Source organism: Pseudoxanthobacter soli DSM 19599 (assembly GCF_900148505.1).
Lineage (GTDB): Bacteria > Pseudomonadota > Alphaproteobacteria > Rhizobiales > Segnochrobactraceae > Pseudoxanthobacter > Pseudoxanthobacter soli.
Genome location: NZ_FRXO01000004.1, coordinates 331,342 through 350,328, shown reverse-complemented (window position 1 = coordinate 350,328; position 18,987 = coordinate 331,342). Strand labels below are relative to the sequence as shown.

The following is an 18,987-nucleotide window of genomic DNA, read 5'->3' as shown; positions in this document are numbered from 1 at the left end:
GAATCAGGCCGGATCCGGTGCCCGGCGCATCTGCGCGATGCCGCGGCGCGGGCCGCTGCCGCCGAACGGGTTCAAGAGCCGGTTCATCAGCTTGCGCGGCGCGGCCTGGGCCGGCGGTTCGATCGGCAGATTACGGACGAGCGTCCATTCCTTCACGCCGGCATTGAGTTCGCGGTCGCGCCGGATGCCCCAGCGGAACAGTACCGGCTTGCCGCCGGCTTCGTTGCGTCCGCGCACCACGGCATTGATCGCGTCCGGCCGGCCGCAGAGCGCCTTCGGCACGAAATCGAACACCAGTTCGGCGTCGAGACCCGTGGTGATGGCGGCAAGGTCGTCGAACAGCCGGCGCACAACCGCCGGGTCGAGGAACATCGTCACGCCTTCGATCAGCACCAGCGTCGGCGCCTTGCGCAGCGGCAACGACTGCGCCCAGTCCTGCCGGTTGAGATCGCTCGCCACCGAGCGCTGGCGGGCGCGCGACGGCAGCAGGGCGTTGCGCAGCTCGACGATCTCCGGCAGGTCCACGTCGATCCACGTCATGAAGCCGTTGTCCATGCGGTGGAACTGCGTCGTGAGGCCGGCGCCCAGGTTGAGAATCTGGGCATTGGCGAAGCGGCTGGTGAAGCCGCCGACCAGCTCGTCCAGAATCCAGGAGCGGGCGATGATGTCGAGCGAGCGCTGGTCGGTGTCGGCATAGCGCTCGACGTCGAGGCGAAGGTCACGCGCGGCCGCCTCAGCGAGGGGATCGCGGAAGCGCAGGTGCGGAAAGCGCTTGGGGGCCACTGCGCGGGCCGCGAGCGAGATCAGCGCCGTCTCGGCGACGCCGCGCAGCTCGGCCGCGTTGGGGCGGCGGGGGCGCATCGCGGAGGGCGACGGCGGCGGCTTGATCTGGGTATGTCGGGAGGCGATCGGGGCCAGCGCATCCATCAGCGTTGGCCGGGCTGGCGGTGTCGGAGTGCCCTGCGGTCCGGCGGACATGGCCCCGCTCTGCGAGGCGGCTGCGTTCGTCGTTCTGCCGGGGGTCGTCAGCACCATCTAAGCAACCTCGATAGAAGCCAGGGCAGCAGGCAGGCGTGTAGCGGCGCGAAGGACAGCTGACACGACAAACCCGGCTGACACCATCGCCATATCGTCAGGACCGGCGGGACCGATCCGTTGTTTCAGGAATCACAGGACCCGACTTCCCATCGTCTCGATGATGAGCATCAGGCCATGGGCGCGGCCCGGGGGAACGATTCGAACCGCTCCCGCGTTGCCGTGCTCAATCTTCTCGAACCAGATTCCGGCGCTCGTGTGGTGGAATTCGGGCATTGCGATCCGCATGGCGATAATATGCGGACGAATGGATCGATCGGCCGGAATGGAGATGCCCCATCGTTCCCTGATGGACTCTGGCGTGAGCAGCGTCACGTCTCCGTCGGCCGTGTCGAACGAAAGCCCACCGGCCACAGGGCGCGGTATCGCACCGGTCACGGCGGCCCAAACCGCAGCGGAGGCATCCGGCCGCGGGGTGGAGATCACGATGCCGGCGATGCCATGTGCACCGTTGTCGTGGCGCTGGAAGTCCGGCTTCCAGAAATTCTCCGGATAGTGGCTCTGGCAGGCGAAGATGCCGACGTCCGGCGCCTCCGGATCGCCCGTGAAGGTGAGCGAGAATGCCACCTTGCGGGCAACGCCGTCCGGACCCGTGGCGGTGCGCTCGAAGCCGAACGGCTCGAACACCGGCAGGCCGGCGGCGGCGAAGGCTGCCCGGTCCGCCGCGGCGTCGTTGCTGCGCACCACCACCATCGCACCGCCTTCGCCATGGGAGGCCAGCGCATCGCGGTTGAACGCTGCGAACGAAAATCGGCCCGGCCCGGGCTCTTCGATCGCGGCCGGATCGACGACGGTCAGAAGTTCGAGGAAGCTCCGGTTCGCGAACTGGACCAGGATGTTGCCCGTCCCGAACGGATGACGCGCGGGTGGGGTCGTCGTGAAGCCGAGGGCGCGATAGCACGCCGCCGCTTCCTCGAGGTCCGTCACGACCTGGACGATATGGTCGATTCCGCGGGTCGGTCCGTCCGTGCGTGCCGGCAGAGCCGCGTCCGCCGCCATCGTCAGACGAGCCGGCTCTGCTCGATCGCCGCGGCGATGAACGAGGCGAACAGCGGGTGCGGCGCGAACGGCCGCGACTTCAGCTCCGGATGGTACTGCACGCCGATGAACCAGGGATGGTTCGCCAGTTCGATGGTTTCCGGCAGCAGGCCGTCCGGCGACATGCCGCAGAACCGCACCCCGCACTGCTCCAGCCGGTCGCGATAGCCGATGTTCACCTCGTAGCGATGGCGGTGGCGCTCCGAGATGCTGGTGGTGCCGTAGATCCCGGCGATCTTGCTGCCGGGTGCGAGCACCGCGTCATAGGCGCCGAGCCGCATGGTGCCGCCGAGATCGCCGTTGGCGGCCCGGGTCTCCAGCTCGTTGCCCTTCAGCCACTCGGTCATCAGGCCGACGACCGGCTCCGGCGTGGCGCCGAACTCGGTGGAACTCGCCTGCGGAATGCCGACGAGGCTGCGCACCGCCTCGATCACAGCCATCTGCATGCCGAAGCAGATGCCGAAATAGGGCACGTTGCGGCGGCGGGCGAAGCCGGCCGCGGCGATCTTGCCTTCCGAGCCGCGCTCGCCGAAGCCGCCGGGCACGAGAATGCCGTTGACGCGCTCCAGCCACGGCGCCGGGTCTTCCTTCTCGAAGATCTCCGACTCGATCCACTCGATCTTCACGCGCACGTTGTTGGCGATGCCGCCGTGGACCAGCGCCTCGATCAGCGACTTGTAGGCGTCCTTGAGCTCGGTGTACTTGCCGACGACCGCGATGGTGACCTCGCCTTCGGGGTTGTTCACCCGGTCGGCGATGGTGGCCCACATGCTCACGTCCGGGGCCGGCGCCTCGATGCCGAAGGCGGCGAGCACTTCGTCATCCAGCCCCTCGCGGTGGTAGGCGATCGGCACGTCGTAGATCGAAGCCACATCCTGGGCCGCGATCACGGCTTCCTGGCGCACATTGCAGAACAGCGAGAGCTTGCGCCGCTCGGATTCCGGCAGCGGCCGGTCGCAGCGCACCAGGAGGATGTCCGGCTGGATGCCGATGGAGCGCAGCTCCTTCACGGAGTGCTGCGTCGGCTTTGTCTTCATCTCGCCGGCGCTTGGGATGTAGGGCATCAGCGTCAGGTGGATGAACACCGCATGGCCACGCGGCAGCTCGTTGCCGAGCTGGCGGATCGCCTCGAAGAACGGCAGGCCTTCGATATCGCCGACCGTGCCGCCGATCTCTACGAGCACGAAGTCCACATCATCGTTGCCGGCCAGCACGAAAGCCTTGATGGCATCGGTGACGTGCGGGATCACCTGCACGGTTCCGCCGAGATAATCGCCGCGGCGTTCCTTGGTGATGATGTCCTGATAGATGCGCCCGGTGGTGATGTTGTCCCGCTTGGTTGCGGGACGTCCGGTGAACCGCTCGTAATGACCGAGGTCGAGGTCCGTCTCGGCGCCGTCGTCGGTGACGAACACCTCACCGTGCTGGTAGGGCGACATCGTGCCCGGATCGACGTTGAGGTAGGGGTCGAGCTTGCGAAGCCGCACGGTGAAACCGCGTGCCTGAAGCAACGCTCCGAGAGCGGCCGATGCGAGACCTTTTCCCAGAGAAGAGACCACGCCGCCGGTTATGAAGACGTACCGCGCCATGGGAGTTCACCTTATCAACGGGTTGAGCGATTCGGCTACTGCACCGTGCCGCTGAGCGAGCGCCGACACGATGCGATAACGCATTGTTCAAGCACGGGATTTGCCAAGGCGACCGGCCGTCGCCAAAGACGTCCCGAACCTCGGACGCCGCCGGAGGAGGCTGCGTCCTGTCTTTCAACAAAACACGGCCCTTGCCCCTCCGCGGGCGGGGGGCTCGGGCCGGTCCATGCGGATCGGGCGGCGATGTGCCGCCCGACAAGCTTACTGCGAATTCGGAACCTGCGGTCCCGACGGCGCCGGAGCAGGCGTCGCGGCGGGCGCCTGGTTGGTCGGCGCGGAGGCCTCGGAACCCTGCTGCGCGGGCGCGGCCGGGGTGTCCGACGCGGGCGCGTTGCCGCGCAGCGTGTCGAGGATGCCCTTGCCGTCGCCGCGGGTGTCATTGGGAATGGCGGCGCCCGTGCCGCTGCCGCCGAGCTGCTGCAGGATCGAGCCGGAGCCGCTGTTCACGTGGGCGAGCAGCGTCAGGCTCAGCGACGTGATGAAGAACAGGCCCGCCAGGATCGCCGTGGTGCGCGTCAGCACATTCGCGGTGCCGCGGCTCGAGAAGAACCCACCGCCTCCGCCGATGCCGAGCGCGCCGCCTTCCGACCGCTGCAGCAGGACGACGGCGACGAGCGCGAGCACGATTATCAGGTGGACGGCGATGAGGACGGTTATCATCGATTGTTTGCCGCAATTCCTTGCGCCGCAATTCGGACAGGGCGGCCACGACCTCACAGATAGGAAGCCGGAACCGGAATGGAAGCCGAACGCGACGCCATGGGATCATGAAAGTCGCGGCTTCCATACACGATTGCCGTGCGGCTTTCCACCCCGGTCGATGCGGAGGTGGATTGCGCCGGGCGGGGCCTCGCCGGACGGTCGCGGAAGACCGGGTTCGCCTTGACAAAGTGGCGGCTGCGTGCGCTTTCCGGCGCCAATTCCCGCGCACGCGAGCGCGGGCATCAACGGTTGGCCTGCGTTTTCCGACCTGCTAAACCAGCGCGCCTCCCGCACACGCGGGAAATGCAACGGCCATGGCGGTTTTACCCGGCGCCACGATGCCGGCCGGTTTCGCGCCGGATCATTTCACGAGGATTCCTTATGCACGCTTATCGTAGCCACACCTGCGGAGAGCTGGTCGAGGGCGATGTCGGCAAGACCGTCCGCCTGTCCGGGTGGGTGCATCGCGTGCGAGATCACGGCGGTCTCCTGTTCATCGACCTGCGCGACCACTACGGGATCACTCAGGTGGTTTGCGACCCGGATTCGCCGGCCTTCAAGCTGGTCGAGACGGTGCGAGCGGAGTGGGTGATCCGCGTCGACGGCGTCGTGAAGGCCCGCACGCCGGAGACCGTCAACGACCGTCTGCCGACCGGCCGCATCGAGGTGTTCGTGCGCGAGGCCGAGGTCCTGTCCGCCGCCAAGGAACTGCCCCTGCCGGTGTTCGGCGAACCGGACTACCCGGAAGACCTGCGGCTCAAGTACCGCTTCCTCGACCTGCGCCGCGACACGCTCCACCGCAACATCGTCAAGCGCTCGCAGATCATCTCCAGCCTGCGCCGCCGCATGGTGGACAAGGGCTTCACCGAATTCCAGACGCCGATTCTCACGGCGTCGAGCCCGGAAGGCGCCCGCGACTTCCTGGTGCCGGCCCGCATGCATCCCGGCAAGTTCTACGCGCTGCCCCAGGCGCCGCAGCAGTTCAAGCAGCTCCTGATGATCGCGGGCTTCGACCGCTATTTCCAGATCGCGCCCTGCTTCCGCGACGAGGACGCCCGCGCCGACCGCTCACCGGGCGAGTTCTACCAGCTCGATATCGAGATGAGCTTCGTCACCCAGGAAGACGTGTTCCAGACGGTGGAACCGGTGCTGCGCGGCATCTTCGAGGAGTTCGGCGGCGGCCGCCGCGTGACCCAGGTGTTCCCGCGCATTCCCTATTCGGTTTCGATGCGCAAATACGGCAATGACAAGCCGGACCTGCGCAACCCGATCGAGATGGAAGCCGTCACCGAGCACTTCGCCGGATCCGGCTTCAAGGTGTTCGCCAACATGATCGCCTCTGACCCGAAGGTCGAGGTGTGGGCCATTCCTGCGAAGACCGGCGGTAGCCGCGCCTTCTGCGACCGCATGAACGCCTGGGCGCAGGGCGAGGGCCAGCCCGGCCTCGGCTACATCTTCTGGCGCGAGGGCGAGGAAGGCGGCGCCGGTCCGATCGCCAAGAATATCGGCCCGGAGCGCACCGAGGCGATCCGCACCCAGCTCGGGCTCGAAGCCGGCGATGCGGTGTTCTTCGTCTGCGGCCGGCCCGAGAAATTCGTCGCCTTCGCCGGCCAGGCCCGCACCCGCGCGGGCCGCGATCTCGGCCTTGTCGACGAGAACCAGTTCGCGCTCTGCTGGATCGTCGACTTCCCGATGTTCGAGTGGAACGAGGACGAGAAGCGCGTCGACTTCTCTCATAACCCGTTCTCCATGCCCCAGGGCGGCCTTGAGGCGCTGGAGACGATGGATCCGCTGGAAATCAAGGCGTTCCAGTACGACATCGTCTGCAACGGCATCGAGCTGTCGTCGGGCGCCATCCGGAATCACAAGCCGGAAATCATGCGCAAGGCGTTCGCCATCGCCGGCTATCCGGAAGATGTGCTGGAAAGCCGCTTCGGCGGCATGCTCCGGGCGCTTGAATTCGGCGCGCCGCCCCACGGCGGCATCGCGCCGGGTGTCGACCGCATCGTGATGCTGCTGTGCGATCAGGAGAACCTGCGCGAGGTCGTCGTCTTCCCGATGAATCAGCGCGCCGAAGACCTGCTGATGGGAGCGCCGTCGGAGGTCTCCAACAAGCAGCTGCGCGAGCTGCACATCCGCCTCAACCTGCCGAACTGAGCCGGCAAGCGACGTCGAGAACAAAAAACCCCGGCGGGCAGCGTGCCCGCCGGGGTTTTTCTTTTCCGCCGCAGCGGCCGGTGCCGCAGCACCGGCCGGCACACCGGTTACCGGTTCGCCGCGACCGACGCCTTCAGCATCTGCGGCAGATGTTCCGGCCCGAACATGGCCGCGCCGAAGATCTCCATCACCGAGAGGCCCTGCTCGGGGCTCGCGGTGACCGTCAGGGTCTTCGGATCCTTCAGGAAGGTGGAGATCGCCGCCGCCGTCGTGTTCTGGAACTCGGGGTTCTTCAGCGGCATCAGCAGCATCGGCATCGCCGCCGCGAGCTGCGAGGCGTAGACGTCGGCCGAGACGCCGGCATCCTTCGCCTGGGCCTCGAGCACGCGCTGCACCAGCGTCTGGTTCTTGAAGGTGATGGTCATCTTTTCCAGCGTCAGACCCTGGATGACCGCGTCGCTTTTGTCGGACTGGGCCGGGTCGGAGAGGGCCGCGACCGCCTCCTTGCTCAGACCACCGATCTCGGAGGTCAGCGTCAGCGAGCCGATGCCGTCGGCGTTGACCTCAAGCTGGTCGATGGTCGCGGACGATTTGTCGGGATGCCAGGCACCCTTTGCGGAAACCGAAAGGTTCAGCGTGGTGTAGCCGAGCGCGAGCAGTTCTTTCTTGAAGTCCTGGTCTGCGACCTGGTTGACGTCGATGACGATGCCGCTCGCTGCAAAGGCGCCCGAGTGCGGAATGCCGTCGACGATGTCGTCCGTCGAGGCCGTGATCGTCTTCACCGGCACGGCGAAGCCGTCCTTGTCGGTAGCAAGGACGTCGCTGATCGTCACCTGCTTGTAGAGCGCCTGCGCCTTGTTCAGGTCGTCGCCCGATTTCACCGAGTCGGCGGACGGGATCTCGATATCCGAGGCGGCAAGGCTGCCGACGGTCAGCTTGCTCTCGTCGTCCACGAAGGAGAGGCCGTCGGCGTTGAACACGCCTGCCTTGATGCGACCGCCGTCGACGCCCGCATTGTCGATCAGCAGGTGATTGACCGTCAGCACCATCGGTGCGGGAGGAGGCGCGGGCGGCGTTGCCGGTTCAGCCGGAGCGGCCTGCCCGGTGGCGCCGCCGTCGGCGCTTTCGCTGCCGCCGTCGTCGCCACCCGAATCGCCCGTCGCTTCATCCGGCTTGGCCTCGTCCGGCGCTGCCGCATCCGGCTTGGCCTCATCCGGCGTCGCGGCTTCGGCGGGAGGCGGAGCCGGACGGTCTTCAACGGCGCGAATGCCCTTGAGTTCGGCGGTGTCGCTGTCCCCGGTCACGCTCTCGACCGTCACGTCCTTGAAGCCGCGGGCTTCGAGGCCGGCGAGGAACGCATCTGCGATCGGGTTGCCGGTGGGGGCGGCGGCAAAGGCGGCGCCGGAAAGGCACGAGGCCAGCAGCAGGGTTGCCAGACCGGCCCCGATGCGCGGGCGCTTGGCGGACATCATGACGAATGGCTCCTTGTCACCGACCGACGGTCGGATTGGGTCGAACGACGGGCCCGAGGGGATGGCGAGCGCCGTCGGCGGCGTCAGCGCGGAGTGTGTTCAAGCCGGCGGGGAACGCAAGTCGAATCGAACACGTCGAATCGAACAAGCCTCTCGCCGGCCCGCGCTTGACGGAATGCCGCGCCATCGCCACAAGCGGCTGGCCATCGGATTTCATCCGGCGATATCCGGTATTTCCGGTGGAAAGGCCATCCCTCAGGAACGCTCTCATGACCGCTTCGCCCTCCGCCGCTCCCGTCCGCTCCTGCCTCGCCGTGATCCTGGCGGCAGGAGAGGGAACGCGCATGCGCTCGTCGCTCCCCAAGGTGCTGCACAAGGTGGGTGGGCGCGAGATGGCGGCGCACGTGCTCGACGCCGCCGCCGCCGCCGGCGCTGACGGCATCGCGCTCGTCGTCGGCCACGGCGGCGAACGCGTGGGCAAGGCGCTGGCGAAGCCGGCCGCCGCTCTCGACGTCGCCTATGAGGTGTTCGAGCAGACGGAGCGGCGCGGCACCGCGCACGCCGTGCTTTCGGCGCGCGCCGCACTCGAGCGCGGGGCGGGAGAGGTGATCGTGCTCTATGGCGATGCCCCGCTGGTCGAACCGGGCACGATCACGCGGCTGCGCGCCCGCCTTTCCGCTGGCGCCGACCTCGCGGTCCTCGGCTTCGAGGCGGCCGATCCGACGGGTTACGGCCGGCTCCTCGTGGAAGGCGGACGGCTGAAGGCCATCCGAGAGGAGAAGGACGCTTCGCCGGCGGAGAAGACTGTGCGCCTGTGCAATTCCGGGATCATCGCCTTCCGCGGCGGCCATGTGCTCGGCCTGCTCGACGCCATCGGCAATGCCAACGCGAAGGGCGAGTTCTACCTGACCGACGCCGTGGAGATCGCCAATGCCCGCGGCCTCGCCGTCGAGGTGGAGGTGACCGGCGAGGAGGAAGTGCAGGGCGTCAACGACCGCGCCCAGCTCGCCGATTGCGAAGCATCGTTCCAGAAGCGCGCCCGCCGCCGCGCGCTGCTCGAAGGCGCCACGCTGGTTGCGCCGGAAACGGTGTTCTTCAGCCACGACACCCGGCTCGGCCGGGATGTCGTCGTGCAGCCAAACGTGGTGTTCGGCCCCGGCGTCACCGTCGAGGACGGCGTGGAAATCCTGTCGTTCAGCCACATCGAAGGCGCTCATGTCGGACGCGATGCCCGGATCGGACCGTTCGCGCGGCTGCGCCCCGGTGCGGATCTCGGCGAGAAGGTGCGGGTCGGCAACTTCGTCGAGGTCAAGGCTGCCCGGATCGAAGAGGGCGCCAAGCTCAACCACCTCAGCTATATCGGCGATGCCCGTGTCGGTGCGGGCGCCAACATCGGCGCCGGCACGATCGTGTGCAACTATGACGGCACCTTCAAGCACCACACCGAGATCGGGGCAGGCGCCTTCATCGGCTCCAACTCCGCGCTGGTGGCGCCCGTCACCATCGGCGACGGCGCCTTCGTCGGCACCGGCAGCGTCATCACTGCGGATGTGCCGGCCGACGCGCTCGCCATCGCGCGCGGCCGCCAGGTCGTCAAGGAAGGCCGGGGGCGGGCGATCCGCGAGGATCAGGCGCGCCGCAAGGCCGAAGGCGGCAGCGACACCCACTGACGCGGTTCCTGCATCCGCCCTCGGCGTCACGAAACGATACCGAGTGTGATTTGGGAATCGGCGCGGCAGGCCGCTAGATCGCAGCCTGTTGCGTTGCAAGGAGAATAGCCATGTGCGGCATCGTCGGGATTGTGGGCCGGGCTCCGGTTGCCGAGCGCTTGTTGGACGCCCTCAAGCGCCTCGAATATCGCGGCTACGATTCCGCCGGTATCGCGACGCTTGAAGAGGGCGTGCTCGTCCGGCGCCGCGCGCCGGGCAAGCTGCGGAATCTGGAAGCGCTCATCGCCGCCGAGCCCCTCGAAGGCACCTCCGGCATCGGTCACACCCGCTGGGCAACCCACGGCGCCCCGACGGAGCGCAACGCCCATCCCCACGTCGCCGGCCCCGTTGCCGTGGTGCACAATGGCATCATCGAGAACTTCCGCCCTCTCAAGGACGAGCTCATCGCCGGTGGTGCCGTCTTCGAGAGCGACACCGATACCGAAGTCATCGCGCACCTGATCGCCGCGACCCTGAAGGCGGGCGCGACGCCGCGCGAGGCCGTCGCGTCGACGCTTTCCCGGCTGCGCGGCGCGTTCGCCCTGGCGATCCTGATCGAGGGTGAGGACGATCTTTTGATCGGTGCCCGGCGCGGCTCGCCACTGGCGGTCGGAATCGGCGATGGCGAGATGTTCCTCGGCTCCGATGCCATCGCGCTTGCCCCGTTCACCGACCGCATCATCTATCTCGAAGAGGGCGACTGGGCAGTTCTGCACCGCGCCGGGTACGAAATCTTCGATGCCTCCGGCAAGCCCGCGAAGCGTGCGGTGACGGTGCTGCGCACCAATGCGCTGCTGGTGGAGAAGGGCAACTACCGCCACTTCATGGAGAAGGAGATCCATGAGCAGCCGGACGTGCTGTCGCGCACGCTCGCCCACTATCTCGATTTCGGCACCGGAACGGCCCGCCCCCCCGGCGACGGCAAGATCGACTTCGCGGCACTGCCGAGGCTTTCCATCACCGCCTGCGGGACCGCCAACTATGCCGGCCTCGTCGGCAAATACTGGTTCGAGCAACTCGCGCGTTTGCCGGTCGACATCGACGTCGCGTCCGAGTTCCGATATCGAGAGGCGCCGCTGACCCCGGGCGGGCTCGCGCTGTTCATCTCCCAGTCGGGCGAGACCGCGGACACGCTGGCAAGCCTGCGCTATTGCCGCGAAGGCGGCCAGACCATCGCATCCATCGTCAATGTGCCGACCTCGACCATCGCACGGGAATCGGATCTGGCGATCCCCACGCTCGCCGGCCCTGAGATCGGTGTCGCGTCCACCAAGGCGTTCACCTGCCAGCTTGCCGTGCTTGCTTCGCTTGCCGTCGCGGCTGGCCGGGCGCGGGGCCATCTCGACGTGGCCGCCGAGCAGGCGCTGGTGGCGGCGCTCGGCGAGGTGCCCCGGCTCGTCTCCGATGCCCTCGCGCTCGAAGGCACCATCGAGGCGATCGCCCGCCGCCTCCACCGCGTCAGCGACGTGCTCTATCTTGGCCGCGGCATCGCCTATCCGATCGCACTTGAGGGCGCGCTGAAGCTGAAGGAGCTTTCCTACATCCACGCCGAAGGCTATGCCGCCGGCGAACTGAAGCACGGCCCGATCGCGCTGATCGACGAGGACGTGCCGGTGGTCGTGATCGCGCCGTTCGACCGCCTGTTCGAGAAGACGGCCTCGAACATGCAGGAGGTTGCGGCCCGGGGCGGCCGCATCGTGCTGATCACCGACCAGAAAGGCCTGGAGCATGCCGGAATCACGCCGGCCGAGGTCATCCTGATGCCGGAAATGCCCGAGGCGATCATGCCGATCGTCTACACCGTGCCGATCCAGCTCCTGGCCTATTACATGGCCGTCGCCAATGGCACCGACGTGGACCAGCCCCGAAATCTCGCCAAATCCGTCACGGTGGAGTGAGCGGCTGACAGGCGACCCGACGGAAGGCCGTCAGGCGCGCCGGATCCGGCTGCGGATCGCCTCGAGGGGATCCCCGAGATATTTCTCGATCACGTAACTGATCGCGAGCGTGACGATCGCAACGGTGACGGGATAGACCAGTGTCACGGTCAGGCCCGGTGCAAGCGCGTCGAGCGCGGCGCGCGCCGGGGCGATGACGATCATGTGCGAGATATAGACGGGATAGGACAGGTCTCCGATTTTCCGGTCGAGCGCATTTCCGACCTGAAAGCTGAACAGGAACGGCAGGCCCAGAAGGAAGGCCGCGAACAACGCCAGCGTGCTCGCGGTCGTCACCGGCACGGTGAAGAACAAGACGCAGATCAGCACCACGAGGGCGGTCGCGATCTTCGTCGCCGCCTGATAGCGCCTGCCGAGCCAGCGTTCATAGGCCGGCCTCAGAAACTGGTGCGACAGAGCCCCGCCGAGAAAGAGCGCGAGTTCGGTCGGAAAGAACCGGTAAGTCCATGGATCGTTGCCGCCGGGGCCGAATTGGATCAGCAGGATCCGCAGTACGACCGACGCTGCGGCAAGGCTTATGACGAGCCTCGTCCGGTGCAGCAGGAACGGCGCGACGAGGTAGAACGTCAGCTCCACGCCCAGGGTCCAGGCTTGCGGAACGAGAAGACCGTTCCAGACCGGCAGTTCCGACTGGCGGAAATCGGTGACGAACCTGAATACGCCCTCCCGGACGCCGGTGAACATCACCCAGTCCTGACCGAACAGTGCGATATTCGAGAAGACGAGCAAAATCAATCCGTTGACGCCGACTTCTCGATAAACCTTGAAGAAGTCGGGGGTGACCATGAGAGCCGGCGCGAGCTTCGGAAACAGCAAGGCACATGCGTACAGCGCGAGCGTAATTATGGCCACAAACCAATATATTGGATATAGTCGCAAAAATCGATTGAGATAGAAAAGCGATATTTTATTGTACCGTTTTCTTTCAACAATGATATATGAAATCAGAAATCCCGAAATTATATAAAACAATTGAACTGCATATTGGCCTCCAACGAATATGTATTTTCCTGAATGGGCAAATACAACTGAAAGGGCGAGTATTATTCTGATAAGGCCCATGTGGAAAACCTTGGGGAGGAATGGATTTGCAAACCAAGGGCTGCTGGAAAGAGGTGTGGGAGGCAAAGCCGGTGCGTCGTCCGTCCCGCACATCACGGTCCGGCGGGTTGGGCTTCCCGCGCGTGGGGCGGTAGCGGCTTCGTCGCGCCCTTCGGCACCTTGAGATTGGATTTCGGAGGCGGCGGGGCGAGTTGGCGCACGGCGCGCTCGCCGATCGTGACCGGCTTCACCCCGGAAGGCCCGGAAACGAGCTTCGGCGGTACCGGCAGCGGTTCCTCGCCACGTGCGATTTCGGGTCGGAACAGCCGGAACATCGAACCCGTCCGTTTCGCCGCCGCGGGTTCGTCGACGAAATCGACCGTGCTCGCGGGCACGTCGAGCTGTCCGTTGTGACGGCGAAGCCAGTCGCGGTCGAACGGCCTGTCGACGAGGTCCGCCGCATCGGAATAACTCCACTTCAGCGGCGCCCGGTCGAGGGAGCGCCAGGTCTCTCGGACCGGCAGGGCATAGAGATAGAGCCGCGGCTGCGCGAAGCGCAGGCTCGGCACGAACACCCAGGCTTCCGTCACTGGCGGCCGCTGCACCGCCGGGAAGCCCCAGGCCAGCCCCGGCCCGTCGGGGGCGATCGGAGCCCAGCCAATGCTGTCGTCCCCCTCGCGCCACGTGACCCATGCCGGCGCCCACCTGTCGCCCGGCACCCAGAACCAGCCGTATTCGGTCTCGTAGCCCCAGCGGCCGTAATGATAGGTCGCCCATCCGAACGGCTCGTCGGACGCCCAGACCCAGCCGAAGCGGTCCGTCCAGAGCCATTGGCCGAGGGTGTAGGGCCGCCATTCCTGCGGCACCTTCGCCGGAATCCATACGAAGCCGTACCGCGGATGCGCGACCCAGGTGCCGTGGGCCGCAAGCGGGGCAAAGAACGATTCGACGCCGTGGGACGGGGTCTCGGCGGAGGCATCGGCAAGAAAATCGCCGTTCAGCCGCTCGCCGGCGTCGTCGAACGGAACGGCAAGCGCGAACGTACCGAGAACCAGCAGCACCGGCACGCTGGCGCGCAGCAGAAGCCGCCCGGCGGTTCGGCGGCTTCTGCGGCCTGCCGGTGACCCCGGCTCGCCCGGCGGCTGTTCGTTCGGTTCGCCCAATGCGTCGCTTCCCGCCGCTTCCGCTCACCCGGGCCGAATTGCCCGCGCCAGAGAACCCTGCCGCAGGGCGCCTGAATCCCGGGTGAACCCGTCCCGATCTGTCCCGGGGACGGCAGCCACGTGATTCTGTCGTCGCAGGCCGGTCCGGGAAGCGTGTTTTAGCGGCGGCGGCCCAACAGTCGAGATCGAAAGATGACGGCGGCGACTTTTCGGCGACGGGAGGTCAATCCGAAGAGTAGCGCTGCTCCTGCCACGGATCTCCGTGATTGTGATAGCCCCGCTGTTCCCAGAAGCCCGGCCGGTCGGTGGTCGCGAACTCGATCCGCTTCAGCCACTTCGCGCTCTTCCAGAAATAGAGGTGCGGCACCACAAGGCGCACCGGGCCGCCATGCTCCGTGGTGAGTGGGCGCCCCTCCCAGCTGTGGGCGACGAGAGCATCGTCGGCCGCGAAGTCCTCGATCGGCAGGTTGGTGGTGTAGCCGTCATAGCTCGTCAGGACGACGAAGCGGACATCGTCCCGCGGCTTCACGACTTCGATGATATGGCGCGTCGAGACACCCTCGAACCGATTGTCGTAGCGCGACCAGCTCGTCACGCAATGGATGTCGGACAGGGTTGAAATCTGCGGTTCCGCCTTGAACGACTCGAACGTCCACTGCACCGGATTCTCCACGGCACCGAGCAACGCGAGGCGCCAACGGTCTGCTCCGATCTCCGGCGTCATGCCGAGATCGAGCACCGGCCAGTCGCGCACGAGGTGCTGGCCGGGCGGCAGGCGCTCCGCCTCCGGCCGGGCGTGGCGGCCGGTGAGGAAGCGGCCCTCGCGCGCCCAGCGCTGCTTGGTGGCCGTCAGCTTGCTTTCAGGCGGGGCATCCGCGGAGGACGGATCGTCTGACGCGGCGGTCATCGGTACCTCGGGCGTTCGCGTGGTCTGTTCGGTCATGCCGGGCAGGCATCGGGCTGCGGTGCTGTGACGACCCCCAGCGAGGCGCCGACCTCCGCAAGGATCTCGTAGGACCGCAGTCGCGCCCTATGGTCGAAGATCGCCGAGGCGACCATCAGTTCGTCGGCACGGGTGCGTTCCAGGAAACGCGCCAGCCCCGTGCGCACGGTCTCGGCCGAGCCCACGAACGAGCAGCCGAGTTTCGCCGAGGTTTGCATCTTTTCCGCGGGCGTCCAATAGGCATCGATGTCGTCGATCGGCGGGGGCAGCTTGCCGCGCGTGCCGCGCATCATGTTGGTGAAGGCCTGCTGGGCGGAGGTGAACAGCCGGCGCGCCTCGGCGTCCGTTTCCGCAGCGAACACATTGATGCCGACCATGGCATGCGGCTTCTGCAGCGTCTTCGACGGTTCGAACCGCTCGCGATAGTCGGAAAGCGCGTAGTCGAGCGCTTCGGGCGCGAAATGCGAGGCGAACGCATAGGGCAGGCCGAGCATTGCCGCCAGACGCGCCCCGAACAGGCTGGAGCCGAGGATCCAGAGCGGCACGTTGCTGTCGGCGCCAGGCACGGCGCGGATCACCTGGTCCGGCTCGACCGGGCCGAGCAGCGCCTGGAGTTCCAACACGTCCTGCGGGAAGGTGTCGGAGGCGGAAGGATCGCGCCTCAGGGCGCGCAGCGTGCGCATATCGGTACCAGGCGCCCGGCCGAGCCCGAGATCGATGCGGCCCGGAAACAGGGCGTCGAGCGTGCCGAACTGCTCGGCGATCACCATCGGCGAGTGGTTCGGCAGCATGATCCCGCCGGCGCCTACCCGGATCGTCGTCGTGGCCGCCGCGACATGGCCGATACACACGGCGGTGGCGGCGCTGGCGATGCCGACCATGTTGTGATGCTCGGCGAGCCAGAAGCGGCGATAGCCCAGCCGCTCGACATGGCGGGCGAGATCGGCCGCATTGCGCAGCGCGTCCGTCGCGGTGGCGCCTTCGACGATGTGGGCGAGATCGAGCACGGAAAGGACGGGCGGGGAGGCGGCCATGCGGCACTCCTTCTGGAAGCGGGCCGCGAAAATCCGATCGGCGGGGCATGCGCCGCCATCGGCCCGTCGTCCTCAGATCAGATCGCCGATGCCGATCTGCAAGGTTCCGCCGCCCTATTTCCCGCCGGCATCGCCGTCAGCCGCCGTTGCCGTGGCCATGGCGGTGATGCAGATCCGGGAAATGCGGGTGCTCGTGCGTCATCGGCTCATGGCGGTGGACATGGCTGTGCGGCTCGCCCGCCGGATCGTCGGGGCCGTGGGCATGACGGTGATGGTCGTCGTGGACGTGGGCGTGCTCGTGCACGGTTTCATCGTGGTGGTGCGGGTGGGAATGGTGTTCCGTCAGGTGGAGCCAAACGCCCGCGCCCATCAGCACCGCGGAGGCAGCGAACGGCCAGCTCAGGCCTTCCGACAGCAGCGGGATCGCGAGCGCGGCGCCGATGAACGGCGCGGTCGCGAAATAGGCGCCCGCGCGCGCCGTCCCGAGATGGCGCAGCGCGATCACGAACAGCGACAGGCTGACGCCGTAGCCGAGAAAGCCGACGAGACCGGCCGCCGCGACGGTCTCCGGTCCGGGCAGGGCGGCCCCGCCGGCAAGCGCGAGGGTGAGGTTGACGCTGCCCGCGGCGAGCCCCTTCACGGCGGCGATCGTCATCGGGTCGGCGGCGGAAATACGGCGGGTCAGATTGTTGTCGATGCCCCAGGCGAGACAGGCGCCGGCGATGGCGAGGGCGCCGAACCCTGCCGGGCCGCCGCTTTGGCCGCCCGGCCAGGAGAGCAGCACCGCGCCGCCCATGATCGCCGCCGCACCGAGAAGCAGCCTCCGGTCGACACTCTCACGGAATGCCAGCCACGCGATCGCGAGCGTCGCGAGGCTTTCGAGATTGAGCATCAGGGCAGCGGTGGAGCCCGGGGTCGTCCGAAGGCCGATCATCAAAAGCAGCGGGCCGATCACCCCGCCGAAGGCGATCACGAGGGCGAGCCACGGAAGATCGGCCACTTTCAGCCCCGCTTCCGGCGCCGGGCCGCGGCGCCCGAGCGCCCGCATCGCGATCACCGCCGTCAGTCCGGCGCCCGAGCCGAGATAGAGCAGGCCCGCCGCCATGAACGGATCGAGCCCGTCGCCGATCAGGATCTTGGCGAACGGCGTGCTTGCCCCGAACAGGACGGCGGAGGCGAGCGCCGCCGGAATGCCGGCGCCGGCTGCCGCTGTTGAAAACCGTCCGGCCATCTCGCCCCCCGAGTTTCCGCGCGCGGCTTGGCCGCCGCGCCGGCCTCAGCTTTCCGGTGTCGCGGCCGCGATGGCAAGGAAATCCCGGGCGAGCAGGCTGGCGCCCCCGATCAGGGCGCCGTCCACGTTCGGAACGGCCAGCAGTTCCGCCGCATTGCCGGGCTTCACCGAGCCGCCATAGAGCACCCGCACGCCGAGCCCGCCGGTGCCGAAGGCGCCGATGAGAAGCCCGCGGATCTCGGCGTGAACCTCCGCCACGTCGTCGACGGTCGGTGTCAGGCCGGTGCCGATCGCCCAGACCGGCTCATAGGCGATCACGACCGTGCCGGGCGAGGCGCCCGCGGGAAGCGATTCCTTGACCTGGCTCGCGACGACGTGGAGGGTCAGGTTCGCCTCCCGCTCGGCGCGCGTTTCGCCGACGCAGACGACGGCCGTCAGCCCGGCGCGCAGCGCCGCCTCGGCCTTGGCCCGCACCAGTTCATTGGTCTCGCCGTGGTCGGCGCGACGCTCCGAATGGCCCACGATCACGGCGGTCGCGCCGGCATCCTTCAGCATTTCGGCGGAAATATCGCCGGTGTGAGCGCCGGATTCCTTCGGGTGGCAGTCCTGCCCGCCGATCGCGAGGACACTGCCGCGCGCGATCGCCGCGAAGCCTGCGAGCAGCGTCGCCGGCGGGCAGATCAGCAGGTCCGCCCGGTCTCCGGCCGCCGTCGGCCCGCCGGCGATGATGGCGTCGAGTTCGTGACGGGATGCCGAAAGGCCGTTCATCTTCCAGTTTCCGGCGATCAGCGGCTTCGGCTTCGTCAGCGAGTGGGTCATCGGGCGCTCCTGCGGGCCGGGCTTCCGGCCCGGCGTGTTTCGATCGTCCGCCGTCTGATGCGGCGTGGTGCCTTCGCGTCGCCGCGGCGGCGGACCGACGTTCGTCGTCCGGGCCGGCATGGGCGTCGTGAAGGCGGCAGGCGAGCGGTAGCAAAATCATCGCCCGGCTCCAAGCGGCGGCAGCGGTTCCGCGCGTCGAATCTCGACGATCCGCCGCCTCGCTCCGCCGTTTGCGGAAATCCGCGCGTCCCGGCCGGCCGGTGGTGCCGGCCCTAAACGCCGCCTTCTCGGGCGGAAGGCTTGCGGCCCACCGGGGATCGGGCTAGAGCCTTTGCCCGCTGAAGCCGTTCCGGAAGAACCTTTCATGACCGACCATCAGGCGCCGACCGGCGTGGATGTCACTCTCGGCGAGACCGGCGGCGCACTCCGCGTGGCGCTTTATTCCGGCTCGTTCGATCCGGTCACGGAGGGTCACGTCGACGTCATTGCCAGGACGCTGGCGCTCGCCGACAAGGTCGTCGTTGCCATCGGCATCCATCCCGGCAAGACCCCGATGTTCTCCTTCGAGGAGCGAGTGGCGATGCTCGGCGAAGTCGCCGCCGACCGGTTCGGCGAGGCCGCGGCCCGGCGCATCGGCGTCATCGCCTTTGACGGGCTCGTGGTGGAGGCCGCCCGCGCCGTCGGCGCGACGGTCATCGTCCGCGGCCTTCGCGACGGCTCCGATCTCGACTATGAAATGCAGATGGCGGGCATGAATGGCGTGATGGCGCCGGGCGTCCAGACGGTGTTCGTGCCGGCTTCGCCTTCGGTGCGCCATATCACCGCCACCCTGGTCCGGCAGATCGCGGCTCTCGGCGGCGATGTCGCGCCCTTCGTGCCGGCCCCCGTCCTGCGCCGCCTCGATGCGAAGCACCGCCGCTGACGACACCGTTTCACAGATGCAGCGGAAAGGCCGAAGCGCCGCCGCCGGCATCCT

15 protein-coding genes are annotated in these 18,987 nt (G+C 67.6%); 4 read left to right on the top strand and 11 right to left on the bottom strand.

Going from position 1 to position 18,987, the window contains the following annotated elements:
- Positions 1-3: 3 nt before the first annotated feature.
- From BUF17_RS11775 to secG, 4 genes are all read right to left on the bottom strand, one after another.
- Positions 4-978: a class I SAM-dependent methyltransferase gene (locus BUF17_RS11775; protein ID WP_175563685.1), complete on the bottom strand. Its 975-nt coding sequence runs from the start codon at positions 976-978 to the stop codon at positions 4-6.
- Between the two features lie 189 nt (positions 979-1,167).
- Positions 1,168-2,094 (bottom strand): VOC family protein, encoded by a 927-nt coding sequence (locus BUF17_RS11770; RefSeq protein ID WP_073628814.1) that lies wholly within the window; start codon positions 2,092-2,094, stop codon positions 1,168-1,170.
- Between the two features lie 2 nt (positions 2,095-2,096).
- Positions 2,097-3,722: a CTP synthase gene (gene pyrG / locus BUF17_RS11765; RefSeq protein WP_073628812.1), complete on the bottom strand. Its 1,626-nt coding sequence runs from the start codon at positions 3,720-3,722 to the stop codon at positions 2,097-2,099.
- 261 nt (positions 3,723-3,983) lie between these two features.
- On the bottom strand, positions 3,984-4,442 hold the full coding sequence (gene secG / locus BUF17_RS11760; RefSeq protein WP_073628810.1) for a preprotein translocase subunit SecG: 459 nt from the start codon (positions 4,440-4,442) through the stop codon (positions 3,984-3,986).
- 423 nt (positions 4,443-4,865) lie between these two features.
- Between secG and aspS the strand changes: the two genes are divergently transcribed.
- Positions 4,866-6,641, top strand: a complete 1,776-nt coding sequence (gene aspS / locus BUF17_RS11755; protein ID WP_073628808.1) for an aspartate--tRNA ligase — start codon at positions 4,866-4,868, stop codon at positions 6,639-6,641.
- A 107-nt stretch (positions 6,642-6,748) separates the two neighbouring features.
- Here the strand turns inward: aspS and BUF17_RS11750 are convergent, their stop codons facing one another.
- Entirely contained in the window at positions 6,749-8,113 is a 1,365-nt protein-coding gene (locus BUF17_RS11750) for a hypothetical protein (RefSeq protein ID WP_073628806.1), read from the bottom strand.
- Between the two features lie 269 nt (positions 8,114-8,382).
- On the opposite strand from BUF17_RS11750, the gene glmU reads away from it, so the two are divergent.
- Together glmU and glmS are read left to right on the top strand one after the other, a co-directional pair.
- Positions 8,383-9,783 (top strand): bifunctional UDP-N-acetylglucosamine diphosphorylase/glucosamine-1-phosphate N-acetyltransferase GlmU, encoded by a 1,401-nt coding sequence (glmU, locus tag BUF17_RS11745; protein WP_073628804.1) that lies wholly within the window; start codon positions 8,383-8,385, stop codon positions 9,781-9,783.
- Positions 9,784-9,893: 110 nt separating this feature from the next.
- Positions 9,894-11,720: a glutamine--fructose-6-phosphate transaminase (isomerizing) gene (gene glmS, locus BUF17_RS11740; RefSeq protein ID WP_073628802.1), complete on the top strand. Its 1,827-nt coding sequence runs from the start codon at positions 9,894-9,896 to the stop codon at positions 11,718-11,720.
- Positions 11,721-11,750: 30 nt separating this feature from the next.
- Here glmS and BUF17_RS22920 read toward each other — a convergent pair whose 3' ends face one another.
- The 6 genes from BUF17_RS22920 to tpiA form a co-directional block, all read right to left on the bottom strand.
- Positions 11,751-12,842 carry an acyltransferase family protein gene (locus BUF17_RS22920; RefSeq protein WP_073628800.1) on the bottom strand — a complete coding sequence of 364 codons (1,092 nt, stop codon included), beginning with the start codon at positions 12,840-12,842 and terminating at the stop codon, positions 11,751-11,753.
- A 92-nt stretch (positions 12,843-12,934) separates the two neighbouring features.
- Positions 12,935-13,984, bottom strand: coding sequence for a DUF6600 domain-containing protein (locus tag BUF17_RS22915; RefSeq protein ID WP_073628798.1), 1,050 nt, complete (start codon positions 13,982-13,984; stop codon positions 12,935-12,937).
- A 223-nt stretch (positions 13,985-14,207) separates the two neighbouring features.
- Positions 14,208-14,891, bottom strand: coding sequence for a sulfite oxidase-like oxidoreductase (locus BUF17_RS11725; protein ID WP_073628796.1), 684 nt, complete (start codon positions 14,889-14,891; stop codon positions 14,208-14,210).
- A gap of 32 nt (positions 14,892-14,923) precedes the next feature.
- A complete protein-coding gene (locus BUF17_RS11720; RefSeq protein WP_073628794.1) occupies positions 14,924-15,961 on the bottom strand; it encodes an LLM class flavin-dependent oxidoreductase in 1,038 nt (345 codons plus the stop codon).
- 136 nt (positions 15,962-16,097) lie between these two features.
- Positions 16,098-17,192 carry a DMT family transporter gene (locus BUF17_RS11715; protein WP_073628792.1) on the bottom strand — a complete coding sequence of 365 codons (1,095 nt, stop codon included), beginning with the start codon at positions 17,190-17,192 and terminating at the stop codon, positions 16,098-16,100.
- 45 nt (positions 17,193-17,237) lie between these two features.
- Positions 17,238-18,011 (bottom strand): triose-phosphate isomerase, encoded by a 774-nt coding sequence (gene tpiA / locus BUF17_RS11710; RefSeq protein ID WP_073629294.1) that lies wholly within the window; start codon positions 18,009-18,011, stop codon positions 17,238-17,240.
- A gap of 364 nt (positions 18,012-18,375) precedes the next feature.
- On the opposite strand from tpiA, the gene coaD reads away from it, so the two are divergent.
- Entirely contained in the window at positions 18,376-18,933 is a 558-nt protein-coding gene (gene coaD / locus BUF17_RS11705; RefSeq protein WP_084564539.1) for a pantetheine-phosphate adenylyltransferase, read from the top strand.
- The last annotated feature ends 54 nt before the right edge of the window (positions 18,934-18,987 follow it).

Coding starts and splice junctions, on each gene's coding strand:
- BUF17_RS11775 (WP_175563685.1), bottom strand. CDS start 978: ATGTCCGCCGGACCGCAGGGCACTCCGACACCGCCAGCCCGGCCAACG.
- BUF17_RS11770 (WP_073628814.1), bottom strand. CDS start 2,094: ATGGCGGCGGACGCGGCTCTGCCGGCACGCACGGACGGACCGACCCGC.
- pyrG (WP_073628812.1), bottom strand. CDS start 3,722: ATGGCGCGGTACGTCTTCATAACCGGCGGCGTGGTCTCTTCTCTGGGA.
- secG (WP_073628810.1), bottom strand. CDS start 4,442: ATGATAACCGTCCTCATCGCCGTCCACCTGATAATCGTGCTCGCGCTC.
- aspS (WP_073628808.1), top strand. CDS start 4,866: ATGCACGCTTATCGTAGCCACACCTGCGGAGAGCTGGTCGAGGGCGAT.
- BUF17_RS11750 (WP_073628806.1), bottom strand. CDS start 8,113: ATGATGTCCGCCAAGCGCCCGCGCATCGGGGCCGGTCTGGCAACCCTG.
- glmU (WP_073628804.1), top strand. CDS start 8,383: ATGACCGCTTCGCCCTCCGCCGCTCCCGTCCGCTCCTGCCTCGCCGTG.
- glmS (WP_073628802.1), top strand. CDS start 9,894: ATGTGCGGCATCGTCGGGATTGTGGGCCGGGCTCCGGTTGCCGAGCGC.
- BUF17_RS22920 (WP_073628800.1), bottom strand. CDS start 12,842: ATGGGCCTTATCAGAATAATACTCGCCCTTTCAGTTGTATTTGCCCAT.
- BUF17_RS11725 (WP_073628796.1), bottom strand. CDS start 14,891: ATGACCGCCGCGTCAGACGATCCGTCCTCCGCGGATGCCCCGCCTGAA.
- BUF17_RS11720 (WP_073628794.1), bottom strand. CDS start 15,961: ATGGCCGCCTCCCCGCCCGTCCTTTCCGTGCTCGATCTCGCCCACATC.
- BUF17_RS11715 (WP_073628792.1), bottom strand. CDS start 17,192: ATGGCCGGACGGTTTTCAACAGCGGCAGCCGGCGCCGGCATTCCGGCG.
- tpiA (WP_073629294.1), bottom strand. CDS start 18,011: ATGACCCACTCGCTGACGAAGCCGAAGCCGCTGATCGCCGGAAACTGG.
- coaD (WP_084564539.1), top strand. CDS start 18,376: ATGACCGACCATCAGGCGCCGACCGGCGTGGATGTCACTCTCGGCGAG.